The following is a 16,308-nucleotide window of genomic DNA, read 5'->3' as shown; positions in this document are numbered from 1 at the left end:
CCGCACCCGCGCGACCGGTCAGGACGAGACGTGGGCCACCGCGTCCAGGTGCGGCAGGTGGTGGTCGAGGCGCTCCCGCTTGGTCCGCAGATAGGTGATGTTGCTCTCGCACGGCGGTATCAGCAGCGGCACCTGCTCGGCCACCTCGATGCCGTGCCGCACCAACGCCTCACGCTTGCGCGGGTTGTTGGACATCAGGCGCACGGACCGCACTCCGAGGTCGTCCAGGATGCGGGCGGCGACACCGTAGTCGCGCGCGTCGACCGGCAGGCCGAGGGCGAGGTTCGCCTCGACCGTGTCCAGGCCCTCCGCCTGCAGCGCCATCGCGCGGAGCTTGCCGAGCAGCCCGATGCCGCGTCCTTCGTGGCCGCGCAGGTACACCACGACGCCGCTGCCCGCGCCGGCCACCTGTCGCAGAGCGGTGGCGAGTTGGGCCCCGCACTCGCAGTGCTCGGAGCCGAACGCGTCCCCCGTCAGGCACTCGGAGTGCAGGCGGGTGAGCACTCCTTCGGCGCCCGGGTCGCCGTGCACGAGGGCCACCTGCTCGTCGCCGCGTTCGTGGTCGAGATAGCCGTACGCCCGGAACTCGCCGTACACGGTGGGAAGCGGCGTGACCACGACGCGTTCCACGTCCGTGCGCTGCGACCGCTGCGAAGCCTTCTTGCCGAGTACACCAATTTTTTCTGTCATGATTCTCGCGTTCCTCAACAGACTGCTCAACGGATTACTCAACGGACTGCTCAACGGAAGACCAACCGAAAGACCCACCGAAAGACCCACCGAAAGACTCACCGGAGACGAAAGGCCGTACGGGTATGGATGTTTCACTGGTGCCGGCGGACACGAGCGCGGACGTGAGGGAACGGGGTTCCGCTGTTCCCCGGCAGGTCGCGGTACTGCCGGTCGGGAGTTACGAGCAGCACGGCGCCCACCTGCCGCTGGCGACCGACACGCTCGTGGCCTGCGCCGTGGCCCGGGAGATCGCGGCCGGCCACCCGGTCCACCTGCTCCCGCCGGTGACCGTCGGCTGCTCGCACGAACACGCCGACTGGCCGGGGACGGTGAGCATCTCCTCGATGACCCTGCACGCGGTGGTACGGGACATAGCCGACTCCCTTCGCCGTTCGGGCGTAGAGGCGCTGGTCGTGGTCAACGGGCACGGCGGGAACTACGTGCTGGGCAACGTCGTCCAGGAGGCCGCCGCGCGCGGTGAGCGGATGGCGCTGTTCCCGGCCGCGGAGGACTGGGAGGCGGCGCGGCAGCGGGCGGGGGTGCTCACCTCGCTGCTCACCGACATGCACGCGGGGGAAATAGAGACCTCCATTCTGCTGCACGCACACCCGGAATCGGTACGGCCAGGTTACGAGACCGCCGATTTCGTCGCCGACGACCGACGTCATCTGCTCTCCCTCGGTATGTCCGCCTATACCGATTCCGGCGTCATCGGGCGGCCTTCACTGGCATCTGCGGAAAAGGGGAAGGAACTGCTGGCGAGCCTCGCGGATTCCTTCGGGGCGTATTTCTCCTTCCTGACGGCCGAGGACCTTCCCGCACCGGTGACGGGTGCGCCGGAGCGGGGGCGGTCGTAGCGGCGGACGAGGAGGACGACGGCGCCGGGCAGGCTCGCCACGAGGCTGAGCACCCCGTACACCACGGCCACGCCCAGCCCGGTGCCCGCCCCGAGCCCGGCCGCGCCGAACGCCCAGGCGGTGACGCCCTCCCGGGGCCCCCAGCCGCCGACGTTCAGCGGCAGCCCCATGGCCAGCAGCGCCAGCACGGCCAGCGGTGTCAGTTCGGCCACGGAGGCATCGCTGCCCGCCACCCGGGCGGCGACCACGAACATCGCGAGGTGCCCGGCGAGTACGACGACGGACGACATCGCGACGCCCGGCAGGTTGCGCCGGGACAGCAGCGCCTCGCGCACCTCGCCGAGCACCGACCGCAGGGCCCCGCCCCGGCGTGCGGGCGCCCGGTTCATGCGCAGGGCGAGGAGGACGGCGAGCGCGCCGGCCGCGGCCAGGGCGGCGAGCGGTGCGACCTGCCGGGCCCCGGCCAGCACCGGGGAGTCCATGGTGAGCAGGACGACGACACCGACGGTCGTCAACGCGGCCTGTCCGGCGGCCCGTTCCAGCACGACGGACCGCACACCGCGCGCCAGGTCGCCGGCGCTCCGCCCGTGCCGTACGGCGCGGTGCACGTCGCCGAGGACGCCGCCGGGGAGGGCGGCGTTGAGGAACAGGGCGCGGTAGTAGTCGGCGACGGCCGCGCGCAGCGGCAACCGGATGCGCAGACCCCGGGCCACCAGGACCCAGCGCCAGGCGCTGAACACCGTGGTGACCAGCCCGATCCCGAGCCCCGCGAGCAGCGTGGGCGCGTCGATCCGGCGCAGTCCGTCCAGGAAGGCACCGGTGCCCGTCCGCCACAGGAGCACACCGAGGATGACGGTGCCGGCGAGGGTCCCGAGGTGGGCGCGCAGTCCGCGGCGGGCGGAGGGCGCGGACGGCTCAACAGGCGCCGGTTGTCGGCTGGTTGCCGGTGGGACGTCTGCCCGCACCACCGTCGGCGCGCTCACGGGGTTCCGCCCGCCGGCCGGCACAGCGCCAGCAGGTCGGTGTGGTGGACGACCACCCGCAACTCACCGGCCGCGCAGATCGCGAGGCGCTCGTACAGGTACCGCTCGGCCCGCTCGTGCAGATCGGGTCGCTGCTCGACGGCGGCGCCGACCCAGCCCCGCAGCCACTGGGCGGTGAGTTCGGCCTCGTCGGGGCCCAGCCGCCAGGGGCTGGGGTGGGCGTGGACGGTGGCGCCGTGCGCCGCGAAGGCGTCCGCGGCCGCGGTGACCGCCTCGGGGCCCAGGAGTCCCTCGCGCCGCTGGTGTGCGTTGAAGGCCTCGGTGATCTCGGCGTCCAAGGGATGGACGGGGGTGAGGTCGACGCGTCCGGCGACGGAGAGGGTCAGCAGCGCGGGGCAGCCCGCTTGGGCGCAGGCGGCGGCGAGGTTGCCGACCTCCTCGGTGGTGAGGACGTCGAGCAGCGCGGACGCCGTCACCAGACCGGCGCCGGTCAGCGCGTCCGGGGTGAGGCGGGCGAGGTCGGCGCGCCGCGTCTCGACGGTGACACGGCTGCCGTCGGCGGCCGAGCGCGGGGCGGCGACGGCGGCGAAGTGCAGGAGGTAGGGGTCACGGTCGTGCAGGACCCAGTGCTGGGCGCCGTCGAGGAGCGGGGCGAGCCAGCGGCCCATCGAGCCGGTGCCGCAGCCCACGTCGTGCACGATCAGACCGCCCGACCGCGTCGGCCGGTTGGCGAGGCGGATCCGCAGCGGATCGAGCAGGTCGTGCGCCCGCGCGGCGCCGTCGGCGGGCTCCCGCAGGCGCAGCCACTCGGGGGCGTAGCGCGGGGGCTCGTCTGCGGCGCTCCGGGGGGCTGCGGCGCTTCGGGGGGCTGCGGCGCTTCGGGGGCCTCGGTCCGTGGCCCCGTGCTCCGGCTCCGGTCGCCGGTTCGGTTCCGGTTCCTGTTCCGGTCCCCGGTTCGGCTCCGGCTCCGGTCCCCGGTTCGGTTTCGGCTCCGCTTTCGCCTCCGGGGCCTCTCGGAGGCGAAGGGTGGCGCGTTCGCCGACGGACTGCCCGTACTGGTCGTAAGCGTCCCGCGGACCGCGCGGGGCCGGGACGGCCGTCCCGGTGTGCGCTCCGGCCGCTGCTCCGCCAGCCGCTCCGCCAGCCGCTCCGGCCGGCACCGTGGACCTGTTCATGCCGCCCTCCGGGGTTCGCTCGGCAGCCGGTGCAGCACGCCGGCCAGGCTCTGGGCCGTGCTCGCCCAGCCGTTCAGGGCGGCGCGGCGGCCACGGGCGGCCGCCTTGAGACGGCGCCGTACGTCCGCCTCCCCGAACCAGCCGCGCAGCTCGGCCGCGAGCGCGGCGGGGTCCTCCGGCGGGACGAGGATGCCGGGGACACCTCCGTCGGGCGCGCGTCCGACCGCCTCGGGCAGCCCGCCGACGTCCGTGGCCAGCACGGGAACACCGCGCGCCAGGGCCTCGGTCACCGCCATGCCGTACGTCTCGGCGTACGAGGTGAGGACCATGAGGTCGGCGGTCGCGTAGGTGGCGTCCAGTTCGGCACCGGCCCGCGGGCCCGCGAGCACGAGCCGGTCCTCCAGACCGTGCCGTGCGATCAGCTCCCGCAACCGGTCCACGTACTCCGGCTCCTGGCCGAGGCCGCCGACGCACACGCAGCTCCACGGCAGTTCGGACACCGCCGCCAGCGCCTCCACCAGCCGGTGCTGGCCCTTGCGCGGGGTGACGGCGGCGACGCACACGAGCCGGGAGACGCCGTCGGTGCCGGGCGCGAGCGGCGCGATGTCGGCGCCTGGGGCCGCGACGTGGACGCGGGCGGGGTCGAGGCCGTGGTGGGAGACGAGGCGGCGCACCGCCCAGTCGCTGGTGGCGACGACGGCCGGCACGGCCCGCAGCACGGTGCGTTCGCGGGCGTCGAGTTCGGCGGCGACGGCGGGCTCCAGGCCGGTCTCGTCGCCGAGCGGCAGGTGGACGAGGACGGCCATGCGCAGCCGCTCCGCCTCGGGCACGACGACCTCGGGCACCCCGCAGGCGACGAGGCCGTCGAGCAGCACGACGGCGCCGTCCGGCAACCTCCGCAGGACACGGGCGAGTTCGGCGCGGGCGGTGTCGTCCGGCCGGGGCCAGTCGCCGTCGACGGGCAGGCCGCGCACCCGCCAGCCGAAGCCGGGCAGGTCGAGGCGGACCCGGCGGTCGTAGGCGTTGCCGCCGCTCGGGGCGGCGGGGTCGTCGACCCCGCCCGGCATGACGAAGTGCACGGAGCGCAGGGACATGGGGACGATCCCGTCGTTCCTCGGGGGCGCGGGCCGCGTGGGGCGCGCGGGCTGCTGCCCTGACAGTTGTGCGGGGACGTAGGCCAGACGCGTGCGCGCGGCCGTCGCACCGCCGGTCGTGGCGGTGTCGGCGACAGTGGTGGCGGCGCTGGCCGTGCCGGCGGCGGTGGAGCTGAGGGACGTCTCGGTCACAGCGCACGCTCGTAACTCGCCCAGGCGACGTGCGACTCGTGCAGGGTCACGGTGAGCCCGGCCAGGCCCGCGGCCCCTTCGCCGAGCGCGCCCTTGTGCACGCGTTCGGCGAGCCGGTCGGCGACGACCTTGGCCAGGAACTCCGTGGAGGTGTTGACTCCGGCGAAGTCGGGCTCGTTGTCGAGGTTGCGGTAGTTCAGCTCGCTGACGACGGCACCCAGTTCCCGGGTGGCCAGTCCGATGTCGACGACGATGTTGTCCTCGTCCAGCTGCTCGCGCCGGAAGGTGGCGTCCACGAGGAACGTTGCTCCGTGCAGGCGCTGCGCGGGCCCGAAGACGTCGCCGCGGAAGCTGTGGGCGATCATGATGTGATCGCGGACGGTGATGCTGAACAACGGACGACCCTCCAGGTGTGGCACGTCTTTTCCCCCGCCGGTCGCTGCGCGGGGTGCCGTCTATTACGGCTGGGTGCCTTGCCTTGTTCAGTCGGCCGTACGTCTTCCTCAAGGTCAGGCGCCGGTGCCCGTGCGGACGTCCTCCTCGTCGTAGCTGATCCGGTGGCACAGGGCGGCGATCTCACCGGAGGCCAACCGCGGCATCAGCTCCGGCAGTTCACCGAACGCGGACTCGCCGGTGACGAGCGCGTCGAGTGCGGGGTCGGCGAGCAGGCCGAGGGCGAGGGCGAGCCGGTCGGCGTAGGTGCGGGTGGCGGCGCGGGCCGGGGAGACGGTGCCCACCTGGCTGCTGCGCAGGGTCAGGCGCCGGGAGTGGAAGGCCTCGCCGAGCGGCAGGGCGACGCGCCGGTCGCCGTACCAGCTCAGTTCGAGGACGGTGCCTTCGGGCCGCAGCAGTTCCAGGGAGCGGGCGAGACCCGCGTCCGTGGCACTGGCGTGGACGACGAGGTCTCGGTCGCCGAGGGCTTCGCCGGGCGGGGCGAAACCGACACCGAGCGCGTCGGCGACCGTGCGCCGTGCCGGGTCGGCGTCGACCAACTGGACCTGGACGCCGGGGAACCGGGCCAGCAGGGCGGCGACGGAGCAGCCGACCATGCCGCCGCCGACCACGGCGACGCGGTCGCCGAGCAGCGGTGCGGCGTCCCACAGGGCGTTGACGGCGGTCTCGACGGTGCCGGCCAGTACGGCCCGCCCGGCGGGCACCGCGTCCGGCACGGGGGTGACGGCGGTCGCCGGGACGACGTACCGCGTCTGGTGCGGGTGGAGGCAGAACACGGTCCGTCCGACGAGAGACTCCGGCCCCTCCTCGACCACGCCGACGCTGAGGTAGCCGTACTTCACCGGCCCGGGGAAGTCGCCCTCCTGGAAGGGCGCGCGCATGGCGGTGTGCTGGTTCGCGGGCACCCGGCCGCCGAAGACGAGGGTCTCGGTGCCCCGGCTCACGCCGCTGAAGAGCGCACGCACGAGCACCTCGCCGGGGCCCGGCACCGGCAGCTCCACGTCCCGGATCGCGCCTACGCCGGGTGCCTCCAGCCAGAACGCACGTGCCCTGCGTGTCATCGGAACTCCTCCTGAACGATCGGGAAGCCACCCACGTACCGAGGGATGCACAAGCCGCGCACAAGGTAGCGGCGTTGATCGACTCTGTCACACGGCCGGAGGGTGTTCGGTGGCCCTGAACAACACGTACGACGCACAGGACTTCTGCGACGCGTACGACGCGAGGCCCGTCCAGCAGGAGACCGCGGTGGGGGCGGGGGCGCAGATCGTGCTGCTGTCGGTGCTCGGCACGGCCATCGGCATGGGCACGGCCGGCTGGCTGACCGGCCTCGCCTTCGCGTTCGCGAGCTGGGCGGTGCTGTCCCGGGCCCTGCACCGCTCCCGGCTGCCGTCGTTCGGCCCGGCCAACCGCGTCACCCTCGGCCGGGCCACCCTGGTCGGCGGGGTGACGGCCCTGGTCGCGGACTCCTTCCGCAGCGCGCCGCCCGTCTCCCTGCTGGTCGGCCTGACGGCGGTGGCCCTGGTCCTGGACGGCGTGGACGGCAAGGTGGCCCGCCGCACCGGCACGTCCAGCGCGCTGGGCGCCCGCTTCGACATGGAGGTGGACGCGTTCCTCATCCTGGTGCTGAGCGTGTACGTGGCGATGGACCTGGGACCGTGGGTGCTGCTGACCGGCGGCATGCGGTACGTGTTCGTGGCCGCGGCCCGGGTGTGGCCGTGGCTGACCGCGCCGCTGCCGCCGAGCACGGCCCGCAAGACGGTGGCCGCGCTGCAGGGCGTACTGCTCCTGCTGGCGGGCGCGCAACTGCTGCCGGGGGCGGCGAACGCGGGCGTGGCGGCGCTGGCCCTCGCCCTCCTCGTGTGGTCGTTCGGCCGGGACGTGCTGTGGCTGTGGCGCAGTTCGCGGATGCCTGCCGCCCCGGCCGGGGCGGTGCGCGAGCTCGTGGCCCGCTGAGCCGCACATCCCCGCACGGCACGGGTCCGGTGAGTCCCTCTCCTGTGCCCTATGCCGCGGCGCCCACCGCCCCGTCGGCCGTGCCGGTGCTGTCGGCCCCGTTGGAGCGGGCCGAGATCCGCCCGCCGAGCAGGACGGTACGCCGGCGGGTGAAGAAGCGGGGCAACGAGACCATGGCGGCGTTCAGCAGGCCCGACTGCACGCTCGGCCGCCGTCCGCGGTCCAGGGTGCGCATCGCGGTCGCGACCACCTGCTCCGGGGTCTGGTAGCTGCCCCGGTAGGCGCCGCCCTCCAGCCCGTCGAAGAACTCGGTGCGGGTGAGGCCCGGGGCGAGCGAGAGCACCCGCAGCCCGGTGCCGCGGGACTCGTACCACAGGGCCTCGGTGAAGCTGAGGACGAACGCCTTGCAGGCGGCGTAGACCGCCATGCCCGGGTTGGGCGAGTAGGCCGCGGCGCTCGCTACGTTGACGAGGACGCCCCGGCCGGAGTCGCGGAGCGGCTCGATGAACGCCCGGGTGAGGTCGACGAGGTTGGCCACGTCGACGTTGATCTCGTCGGTGAGCCGGTCGGGGTCCTCCCTGTGGAAGGCGCCGTTGGTGCCAAAACCGGCGTTGTTCACCAGGCCGTCGACGCGGATGCCCCGTTCTGCGAGATCGGCGGCCAGCCGGCGCCCCGCCCCCGGCTCGCTCAGGTCGAGCGGGGCCACCGTGGCGCGCACACCGTGCCGCGTCCGCAGTTCCGAGGCGAGTTCTTCCAGGCGCTCGCGGCGCCGTGCGACGAGGACGAGGTCGGAGCCGCGACGGGCCAGTTCGCGGGCGAAGGCCGTACCGATGCCGGAGCTGGCGCCGGTGACGACCGTGGTCTGACCTGAGTAATTGATCGGCGTCATACTCTGCACCCTAAGCAGTTACTTGCACTCGGTGCAACTGTAGGCATGCAATGCAAAGCTATAGGCTGCGTGCATGGCCGACACCCCCACGCTCCGGGAGCGCGCACGTCGAGCGGCGCGCGCGGAGATCACCGCCACCGCCCTCCAGCTCTTCGCGGAGAACGGCTTCGAGGCGACGACGATCGACCAGATCACCAGCGCCGTGGGCATCTCGCGCCGCTCCTTCTTCCACTACTTCGGCAGCAAGGAGGACCTCGTCCTGGGCGACACCGAGGCGCTGGGCGAGTCGGTCCGGGCGGCGCTGGAGGCACGCCCCGAGGACGAGTCGGCCTGGACGGCCGTCCGGGCCGCCTTCCTGACCATCCGGCCGGCGGACAGGACGCCGGAGGAGCAGTTCGTCCTCGCCCGCCTCCACCACGAGGCCCCCTCCCTGCGCGCCCGGCACCTGGAGAAGCACCTGCGCTGGCAGAGCCTGCTCGCCCCCGGCGTGCAGCGCCGCCTGGGCCTGCCCCCGACCCCGGACCCGGACCCCCGCGCCCTGGCCTTCGTCGCCGCCGCGCTGGCCTGCTTCGACGCGGCCGTCGACGCGTGGTACCGCTCCGGCGGCGCGGACGACCCGGTACGCCTCTTCGACGAGGCGGTCGCGACACTGCGGGCGTAGGACGGGCAGGACGGGCCCCGATCCGGTACTCAGGGACCGGGCCGGGGCTGGGACTAATGCTGTGACTGCGACTGCGACTCTGAGCGAGACTGGGACTGAGACGTGGACCGGGAGCCGCCCGTCCGCCCCCGCGGCAGCATCCCCGCCGCCATCACCGGCACGGCGGCCAGCACCAGCCACGGCACGGCGACCGGCAGCCCGGCGTCCAGCAGCAGGCCGGTCGCGGAGCTGCCGGCCAGCACGATCAGCCCGGACACCGAGGACAGCGCCCCCGTGTACAGCCCGAGCCGCCCCTCCTCGGCGAGGTCGGGCACCCAGGCACGGGCGACGGGCGCGACGAGCATCTGCCCGAGGGTGAGCAGCACGACGAACCCGGCGGCCGGCACCAGTCCGCCGTTCCCCGTCCACCCTGCGGGCCGCGCCACCCCCACGACGGCGAACCCGACGGCGATCAGCACCAGCCCCGCCACCATCGACCGCCGGGGCACCAGCCGCTTCCCCGCCCACCGGGTCACCGGCAGCTGCGCGCTCACCACGAGCAACGAGGACAGCGCGAAGAGCCAGGCCAGCGGCGCCTGCGACCCGGCGGCCCGCTCCACCTCGGCCGGCAGGGCGAGGTAGAGCTGGTTGTAGGCGAGCAGATAGGCGCCGTACGCACAGCACAGCGCGAGGAACCGCCGGTTGCGCAGCAGCAGCCGCGCCCCGCCCGCCACCCGGACCTGAACCCGTCCGGGGATGCGCTGCGGCAGCAGCCACGCGTGCCCGGCGAGGACGAGCACGAACACTCCGGCACCCGCGAGGCACGCCGTACGGAAGTCGACGGCCAGCAGCAGCGCCCCCAGCAGCGGCCCGACGAAGGCACCGGCCTGCCCGGCGACGGTGAACAGCGCGAGCACCCGGGTCCGGTCCCCGCCCCCCTCCGCCTCCCACACCACGGCCTGCCGGGCGACCTCGGACTCGACGGCGGGCGAGAACAGGGCGGCGGCGAACCCGATCAGCAGGACGGCGCCGACGACGGCCCAGGTCCGCTCGGCGAACCCCAGCCACACGAAACCGCCGATCCGCAGCACGCACCCGGCGAGCACGACGGGCCGGATGCCGTACCGGTCGGCCAGGGCCCCGCCGACCACGAACAGCCCCTGCTGGCTGAAGGTCCGCAGCCCGAGCACGAACCCGACCAGCCACCCCGCCATGCCCACGGTCTGCCCGAGGTGCTCGGAGAGGAAGGGCAGCACGGCGAAGAAGCCGACGTTGAAGGCGAGTTGGGTGAGCACGAGCAGCCGCAGCAGCGGAGAGAGCGGAACACGCCGCACGGCCTTCGCACCCCGGCGCACGGAGGACATGGCACTCATCGGACGACGACGGCTTCCTTCTCGACGACGGCCTGCCCGCCACCCGCTCGCCCGCCCCCGCCCGGGGAGTCCGGACGGGACGGCGCCCTTCTCCGGCGCGGCCCGCGGCGCAGCGCGCCGGCCGCGGTGACGGCGAGCGCACCGAGGAGCGCCAGCACGGCCGCGGGAGCGAGGACGGCCCAGGGGGCGCGCTCCGCGTAGGGCTGGTTCTCGGCGAGGAGCAGCCCCCACTCGGGCGACGGCGGCTGGGCGCCGAGCCCCAGGAAGCCGAGGGAGGCGAGCGCGAGGGCGACGCCGGGCAGCCGCAGCAGCGCGTGCCGGAGGACAGGGGGCAGCACGGCGGGCAGCAGTTCGTGCCGCAGCAGATACGCCCGCCCCGCGCCCAGCCCCTTGGTGGCGGTGATGTGCAGGGTGGCGCGTTCCTGGCGGAGCAGGGAAGCGGTGTGCGTGGCGAGCGGCGCCCAGGCGACGGCGCCCACGGCGAACGCCGGCGTCGCCGCCCCGCTCCCGACGGCGGCGGTGACGAGCAGGGCCAGGAGCACGGGCGGCACGGCGTTGACCATGTCGACGAGCGGCGCGGAGACGCGGGGCACCAGCCCGAGAAGCACCCCGAGCAGCAGTGCGGCGGCGCTGATGGCGGAGGCGAGGAGCAGCGTGTCCAGGGCACCGTGCCCGACGCGGGCGAGCAGGTCGCGCCCGAGCGCGTCGGTGCCGAAGGGATGCGCGAGGGAGGGCGCCCGCAGCCGCTCCCCGGTGTCGAGGGCGAGCGGGTCGCGGACGAGCCCGGCCCCGACGACGACGATCAGGACGGCACCGTAGAGGACGGGCGGGAGCAGTCGCCCGGGCGGCGCGGGCCGGTGCAGCGAGGAGAGCGCACCGTCCCGCAGCGCGGGCCCGGTCAGCATCCGGGCCGCGAGCCGGGCGCCGCCGGTGGCGAGCGCGGCGAGGAGGACGAGGGCGAGGGTCCCGGCCTGCAGTACGGGAAGATCCTGCGCGAGGGCGGCCTGGAGCGTGGTCCGCCCCAGCCCGGGTATGTCGAAGACCTGCTCGACGGCGACCGCCCCGCCCGTCAGACCGACGACGAACAACCCGAGGTTGGGCAGCAGCGCGGGCACGCACCGCCGCACGGCCTGCCGGGCCACGGACCTCCCGGTCAGCCCGCGCGCCGCGGCGGCCAGCGCCCAGGGCTCGGCAAAGGCCCCGGGCAGCAGATCGTCGAGCAGCCGCCCGAGCACGGCCCCGGCGGGCAGCCCGAGGGCGAGCGCGGGCAGCACGGTCCACTGGGGCCCGTACCACCCGAGCGCGGGCAGCCACCCCAGCTGCACCCCGACGAGGGTGGCGAGCACGGAGGCGACAAGGAACTCGGGCAACGAGGCAAGCACCGCGGACCCCGTGCCACCGCTCCTCCTCCCCCCGAGCCGCCGCTGTCCCCCGAGCCACAGCGTGCGAGCGCACACGACCCCGGCGGTGACGAGGGCGACGAGCAGGGCGACCCCCATGAGCAGGAGCGATGCCCCCAGCGCCGTCACGACACCGGGCAGCACGTCACTCCCCGAGAGCCACGACTCCCCCAGGTCCCCCCGCAGTACGCCGCCCAGCCAGCCGCCGAGGACGTGCGACGGCCCGCCGTCGACCCCGAGCTGCTGCCGGATGTCGTCCAGCACCTCGGGCGACGGCTCGCGCTCGGCGGACCGCGCCTTGAGGACGGTGTACGCCGGATCGGTGCGGGTGAGCCACGGCAGCAGCCCGACGCCGCACACGAGCCCGCCCGCGAGCACGACCCGCCACACCACGGTGGCCACCCGCTGCCGCACGGCTCAGCGCCGGGTGCCGGTGCCGACGAGGGCGCGCTCGTACGGGTCGAGGATCACGCCCTGTACGGAGTCGGCGACACCGGTGATGATGCGCTGGTGCACGAGCGGCACGACGGCGTCGCTGCCGAGGATGCGCGCCTCGGCGGCCATGGCGGCGTCCTGCCGCTCGGCGGTGTCGGCGATCTTCTCGGCGTCGGCGACGGCGCGGTCGACGTCCTCGTCGCAGAGCTGGGCGATGTTGAAGCCGCCGTCGCAGGTGTAGTCGCTGGCGAGCACGGCGACGGGGTCACCGGTGTCGAGGAGCGTGTTCCGCGCGAGCACGAACGCGTCGAACTTCCCGTCCAGCGCGTCCGCCTCCAGCCGCGAGTACTCCCGCACGGTGAGCTTCACCGTGAACCCGGCCTTCTCCAGCTGCTGCTTGACGACCTGGGCGGCCTCGGGCAGCTCGGGCCGGTTGTCGTAGGTGGCGAGCCGGACGACGTCGTCACCGCCGGGCTCGGTTGCCTTCGCCCGCCCGACGGGCGCACTCCGCTTCCCCTCGGCCCAGGTCACAGCGGGCCCGTAGATCCCGGCCCCGGCGTCGCCGTACCCCTCGTACACGTCCTTGGCGAACACGGAGGTGTCGACGGCGCCACGGGCGGCGGCCCGCAGCCCGGCATCCTTGAAGGTCCCGGAGGAGGCGTTGAACAACAGGCTGGTGGTCCGGGTGGTGGCAGTGTCGCGCCGGGCCCCCTCGTCGAGCGACGCGGCCTGAGCCACCGGAACGGCCTCGGCGATGTCCAGCTCACCGGTCCGCAGGGCGTTGGCGCGGGCGGTGCCGTCGGCGATGAAGCGGGCGTCGATCCCGGAAGCCTGGGCGCGGCCGCCCCAGTAGTCGTCGAACCGGTCGAGGGAGGCAGAGGTGGCGCCGTTGACCTTGGTCAACTCGAAGGGCCCGGTGGCGGTACCGGCAGCATCGGTCCGACCGCCCTTGTAGGCCTTGGCGGAGAGGATGGCGAGGCTGGGACTGGAGAGCCGCAGCGGCAGTACGGGATCGGGCTCGTCGGTGGTGACGCGGACAACCCGCTCACCGCTGCCCGCCTTCGCGGAGAGGCTGACACCGGCGAGGGCGGCGGGCGCCGGCTTGGCCCGGGTGGCTTGTCCGAGGGAGTCGGCCACGGCGGCGGGGGTCACTTCACTGCCGTCCTGGAAGGTGGCGTCCCGAAGGGTGAACTCCCACACCTTCTCCCCGTCCCGGCGCCACGACTCGGCGAGCGCGGGGGCGGCGGAACCGTTGGCGTCGAGGCCGGTGAGACCCTCGGTGACCCCGAGCCGGCTGAGGAGGGTGGCGTCGGCGCCGTACGGCGAAAGGTTCTCGGCGGGCGGAAAGGCAAGGGCGACACGAAGCCGGTCCCCGTCCCCGCCCTTGCCACCACTGCCGCCCGAGTCGCCACCTCCGGAGGCGAAACAGCCGGCTGTCAGCGGGGTGAGCAGGAAGGCGGCGAGCAGCCGGGGGCGGCGGTGGGAGCGCATGGTCCTCGGATCAATCAGAAAACGGACGGGCGAGGGGACGGACAACGAAACCCGCCCCTACTTGGAAACGATTATCACGCGAACGTCACCCCATCGGAACGTCGAAGTGCACGATGCCCTGCCCCCCACCAGCATCTTCCCGCTCATCGTGCACGACCTTGGCAAGCGACCGCCAGAACGGCTCGGCCCCGGTCACGGCGGGGTCGGTGTGCAGATAGACGGCCCGATAACCCCCGTCGGCACCGGCGAACGCCAGCAACTCATCGACAAGTCGACGCGCAAGCCCACGCCGCCGATGCTCGGGCCGCACATACACCCGCCGCAGCTGCGCGGTCACGCCGGACGGATACCGCTCGGCTACGTGCACCGGGTTCGGCGGGTGCACGGGCCCACGCGAGTCGAGCGCCCCAGTCGCCACGACCTCCCCGCCCCTCCCGTCCACGGCAACGAGGAGCGTGTGCCGGGCGGGGGTCAGATACGCCCCGGCCAGGTCGATGACGTCGCGGTGCCAGCGGGGCACGTACCCGGTGCCGAAGTCCCGGTAGACGGTGTCGAGCATGACGGCCCGGGCGGCGTCGAGATCGGCGTCCGTCGCGGTCCTGATGCTGTAGTCACTGTGGCGCACTTGCACATCGTACGCATTAGGTGAACACGGGCAGCGAACGCCCCTCACCTGCGCCAAGCCCTCCGCCAGAGGCCGGGGCTTCAAGCCCGGGGACGAGGGGCTGGACGACATCTGACGCGGGTGGGGGCCCGGTACCTGTGATCAGACCGAGCCCCACTCATCGTGCACGGCTCAACTCAGCGCTCGGCAGCCATCCTCACGAAGCCGTCCCATGCTTGGGGACCGAACGCGAGCCTGGCCTCTGCGGGCTGCTTCGAGTCCCTCACGAGAACAATCGTGGAGACTGCGGCGACCTCGACGCATTCGCCACCGTTGCCTGTGCTGTAGCTGCTCCTGTACCACGCGGCCTCGGGCACAGCCGCCTTGCTGTGCTGCACGCTCATGTGTCTCCCATCAGTTGCTCGATGAACGCGACTGACTCGCTCGGTGTCAGCGCCTGTGACCGGAGGATGCCATAACGCGCTTCGAGCGTACGCACGTAGGTGGTGTCGGTGTAGAGACGGCTCAGATCCTGTACTTCGGCGTAGGCGAGGCGTTGCCCTCCGTCGACGTCGATCAACGAGAAGGGTCCGCTCAAGGCAGCGTTGTCCTCTCGACCAATCGGCATGACCTGCACCTCAACGTTCCGGGACTGACTGGTGACGAGGATTTGTCCCAGCGTCTCGCGCATGACACTCGGACCGCCGATCGGCCTGCGCAGTACTGCTTCCTCGATTACGAAGCTCATCAGCGGAGCAGGGCGCCGCCGAAAGACCTCCTGACGCACCATGCGCGCCTCGAAGCGCTGCTCGATCATCTCGTCGTCCAGCAGCGGTCGCTGCATATGGAAGATGGCGCGTGCGTAGTCCTCTGTCTGCAGTAGTCCTGGCACGGCGTACACCGCGTAGACATTCAGCGCCGTGGCTTTGGCTTCAAGACGCGCCATGTCCCGGAAGAACGCCGGATACTGGGCTCGCCCCACCTCCTCCTTCAGGGCGGTGAGCACTCCCCCGGCCCCCAACACCTCATCCGCCTTCTCGATGAACTGAGCCTGCGGAATCCGCCTCCCCTGCTCGATGGACGCCACCGTGTCCGCCGAGTAGCCCATCCGCTTCCCGAACTCAGGCCGCTCCAGCCTGGCCCGAATCCGCAGCAGCTTCAACTGCCGTCCGAACGCGGCGACTACACCCGCCCCCGGCTCGTCCCCCGCCCTCCGGCCGCCCTGCACCGGTACCGCCGCCTGTCCCCGACCGGCCTCTTCGTCCCGAACGCTCGTCATGACCCGCACCTTTCCCGTACCGCTCCGTACACCGTCGGATGCCGCCGCGTACGAAGGGGTCGCGTCGGCGCGTCACCACTGGTCACGCTAGGCCACGATGCGCCACCGTGAGTACGCGACCGCAGCACAACCACCCCTGCCGGTGACGGCTCACGTTGCGGTGCCGGCATCGCTTCGTCGGTCTCCGTACCGTTCCGTACACCGCTGGCGACCGCCTCGTACGAAGGGCCGCGTCGGTGCGTCACCGCTGGTCACAGCGGGAAACGAAACGCCACCGTGAGTGCATGACCTCGACTCGACCTCCCCTCGCGACGCACCGGTTCACGAAGTGCTTCAGCTCCTCCCCGCACGGTGCCCGACTCGCCCGGCGCATGTGCGAGCACCGGCTGGACACCTGGGGCGTCTCGCACGGCAGCGACGCGCACGGCGTCGTCTCGCTCGTCACGGCCGAGCTGTGCGCCAATGCCGTCCGGCACGGGCATGTGGCCGGTCGTGACTTCCACGTCCTGCTGACGGCCGACCCGGCCACCGGGACCGTACGCATCGAGGTCACCGACACACGCGGTGAACGCCTGCCCGCACTCCCGGCCGCGTCGGGCGCCGACGGCGAGGGCGGGCGCGGCCTGCTGCTCGTCGAGGCGTTGGCCGACCGATGGGGCTGCCGACCGCGCCGCTCGGGCGGTCCCGGCAAGACGGTCTGGGCGGAGTGCGCCGCGCCTGGCCTGATCTCGCCGCCCCTGACCCCGTAGGACGTC

The 16,308-nt window shown here is 73.4% G+C and carries 16 protein-coding genes and 1 pseudogene; 4 read left to right on the top strand and 13 right to left on the bottom strand.

The window, feature by feature from the left end:
* Positions 1-18: 18 nt before the first annotated feature.
* Entirely contained in the window at positions 19-690 is a 672-nt protein-coding gene (ribA, locus tag HZS56_RS00185; protein WP_216718539.1) for a GTP cyclohydrolase II, read from the bottom strand.
* A 125-nt stretch (positions 691-815) separates the two neighbouring features.
* Here ribA and HZS56_RS00180 point away from each other — a divergent pair, with 125 nt between their 5' ends.
* Positions 816-1,589 carry a creatininase family protein gene (locus HZS56_RS00180; protein WP_216718538.1) on the top strand — a complete coding sequence of 258 codons (774 nt, stop codon included), beginning with the start codon at positions 816-818 and terminating at the stop codon, positions 1,587-1,589.
* An 86-nt stretch (positions 1,590-1,675) separates the two neighbouring features.
* On the opposite strand, the pseudogene HZS56_RS37890 reads toward HZS56_RS00180, so the two are convergent.
* The 5 genes and pseudogenes from HZS56_RS37890 to HZS56_RS00160 form a co-directional block, all read right to left on the bottom strand.
* Positions 1,676-2,431 (bottom strand): annotated as a pseudogene (locus HZS56_RS37890) (lysylphosphatidylglycerol synthase transmembrane domain-containing protein); the annotation flags it as partial.
* A gap of 137 nt (positions 2,432-2,568) precedes the next feature.
* Positions 2,569-3,747: a procyclic acidic repetitive family protein gene (locus HZS56_RS00175; protein ID WP_253913478.1), complete on the bottom strand. Its 1,179-nt coding sequence runs from the start codon at positions 3,745-3,747 to the stop codon at positions 2,569-2,571.
* On the bottom strand, positions 3,744-4,928 hold the full coding sequence (locus HZS56_RS00170; RefSeq protein ID WP_374201045.1) for a glycosyltransferase family 4 protein: 1,185 nt from the start codon (positions 4,926-4,928) through the stop codon (positions 3,744-3,746). Before HZS56_RS00170 ends, HZS56_RS00175 begins: the two co-directional genes overlap by 4 nt.
* A 101-nt stretch (positions 4,929-5,029) precedes the next feature.
* Complete coding sequence (locus HZS56_RS00165) at positions 5,030-5,428, bottom strand: 6-pyruvoyl trahydropterin synthase family protein (RefSeq protein ID WP_216718536.1); 399 nt, start codon at positions 5,426-5,428, stop codon at positions 5,030-5,032.
* A 114-nt stretch (positions 5,429-5,542) separates the two neighbouring features.
* Positions 5,543-6,547, bottom strand: coding sequence for an MDR/zinc-dependent alcohol dehydrogenase-like family protein (locus HZS56_RS00160; protein WP_216718535.1), 1,005 nt, complete (start codon positions 6,545-6,547; stop codon positions 5,543-5,545).
* Positions 6,548-6,656: 109 nt separating this feature from the next.
* On the opposite strand from HZS56_RS00160, the gene HZS56_RS00155 reads away from it, so the two are divergent.
* Entirely contained in the window at positions 6,657-7,442 is a 786-nt protein-coding gene (locus HZS56_RS00155; RefSeq protein WP_216718534.1) for a CDP-alcohol phosphatidyltransferase family protein, read from the top strand.
* 49 nt (positions 7,443-7,491) lie between these two features.
* On the opposite strand, the gene HZS56_RS00150 is transcribed toward HZS56_RS00155, so the two are convergent.
* The gene (locus HZS56_RS00150; protein ID WP_216718533.1) at positions 7,492-8,331 is read right to left on the bottom strand and encodes an SDR family NAD(P)-dependent oxidoreductase; all 840 of its coding nucleotides are present in this window, start codon (positions 8,329-8,331) and stop codon (positions 7,492-7,494) included.
* A 73-nt stretch (positions 8,332-8,404) separates the two neighbouring features.
* Between HZS56_RS00150 and HZS56_RS00145 the strand changes: the two genes are divergently transcribed.
* Positions 8,405-8,992 (top strand): TetR/AcrR family transcriptional regulator, encoded by a 588-nt coding sequence (locus HZS56_RS00145; protein ID WP_216718532.1) that lies wholly within the window; start codon positions 8,405-8,407, stop codon positions 8,990-8,992.
* A gap of 53 nt (positions 8,993-9,045) precedes the next feature.
* Here the strand turns inward: HZS56_RS00145 and HZS56_RS00140 are convergent, their stop codons facing one another.
* The 6 genes from HZS56_RS00140 to HZS56_RS00115 all read right to left on the bottom strand — a co-directional run bounded on the left by HZS56_RS00140 (position 9,046) and on the right by HZS56_RS00115 (position 15,553).
* Positions 9,046-10,344, bottom strand: coding sequence for an MDR family MFS transporter (locus HZS56_RS00140; protein WP_216718531.1), 1,299 nt, complete (start codon positions 10,342-10,344; stop codon positions 9,046-9,048).
* Positions 10,341-12,158 carry an ABC transporter permease subunit gene (locus HZS56_RS00135; protein ID WP_216718530.1) on the bottom strand — a complete coding sequence of 606 codons (1,818 nt, stop codon included), beginning with the start codon at positions 12,156-12,158 and terminating at the stop codon, positions 10,341-10,343. Before HZS56_RS00135 ends, HZS56_RS00140 begins: the two co-directional genes overlap by 4 nt.
* 3 nt (positions 12,159-12,161) lie before the next feature.
* Positions 12,162-13,670: an ABC transporter substrate-binding protein gene (locus tag HZS56_RS00130; RefSeq protein ID WP_216718529.1), complete on the bottom strand. Its 1,509-nt coding sequence runs from the start codon at positions 13,668-13,670 to the stop codon at positions 12,162-12,164.
* An 85-nt stretch (positions 13,671-13,755) separates the two neighbouring features.
* Positions 13,756-14,295 (bottom strand): GNAT family N-acetyltransferase, encoded by a 540-nt coding sequence (locus HZS56_RS00125; protein WP_216718528.1) that lies wholly within the window; start codon positions 14,293-14,295, stop codon positions 13,756-13,758.
* A 176-nt stretch (positions 14,296-14,471) separates the two neighbouring features.
* Positions 14,472-14,678: a DUF397 domain-containing protein gene (locus HZS56_RS00120; protein WP_216718527.1), complete on the bottom strand. Its 207-nt coding sequence runs from the start codon at positions 14,676-14,678 to the stop codon at positions 14,472-14,474.
* Positions 14,675-15,553: a helix-turn-helix domain-containing protein gene (locus tag HZS56_RS00115; protein ID WP_216718526.1), complete on the bottom strand. Its 879-nt coding sequence runs from the start codon at positions 15,551-15,553 to the stop codon at positions 14,675-14,677. The genes HZS56_RS00120 and HZS56_RS00115 overlap by 4 nt, the downstream gene beginning before the upstream one ends.
* 284 nt (positions 15,554-15,837) lie before the next feature.
* Here HZS56_RS00115 and HZS56_RS00110 point away from each other — a divergent pair, with 284 nt between their 5' ends.
* The gene (locus HZS56_RS00110) at positions 15,838-16,302 is read left to right on the top strand and encodes an ATP-binding protein (protein ID WP_216718525.1); all 465 of its coding nucleotides are present in this window, start codon (positions 15,838-15,840) and stop codon (positions 16,300-16,302) included.
* Positions 16,303-16,308 lie beyond the last annotated feature (6 nt).

Source organism: Streptomyces mayonensis, from assembly GCF_018982965.1.
Classification (GTDB): Bacteria; Actinomycetota; Actinomycetes; order Streptomycetales; family Streptomycetaceae; genus Streptomyces; species Streptomyces mayonensis.
This window is presented reverse-complemented; position numbering and strand designations above follow the sequence as displayed.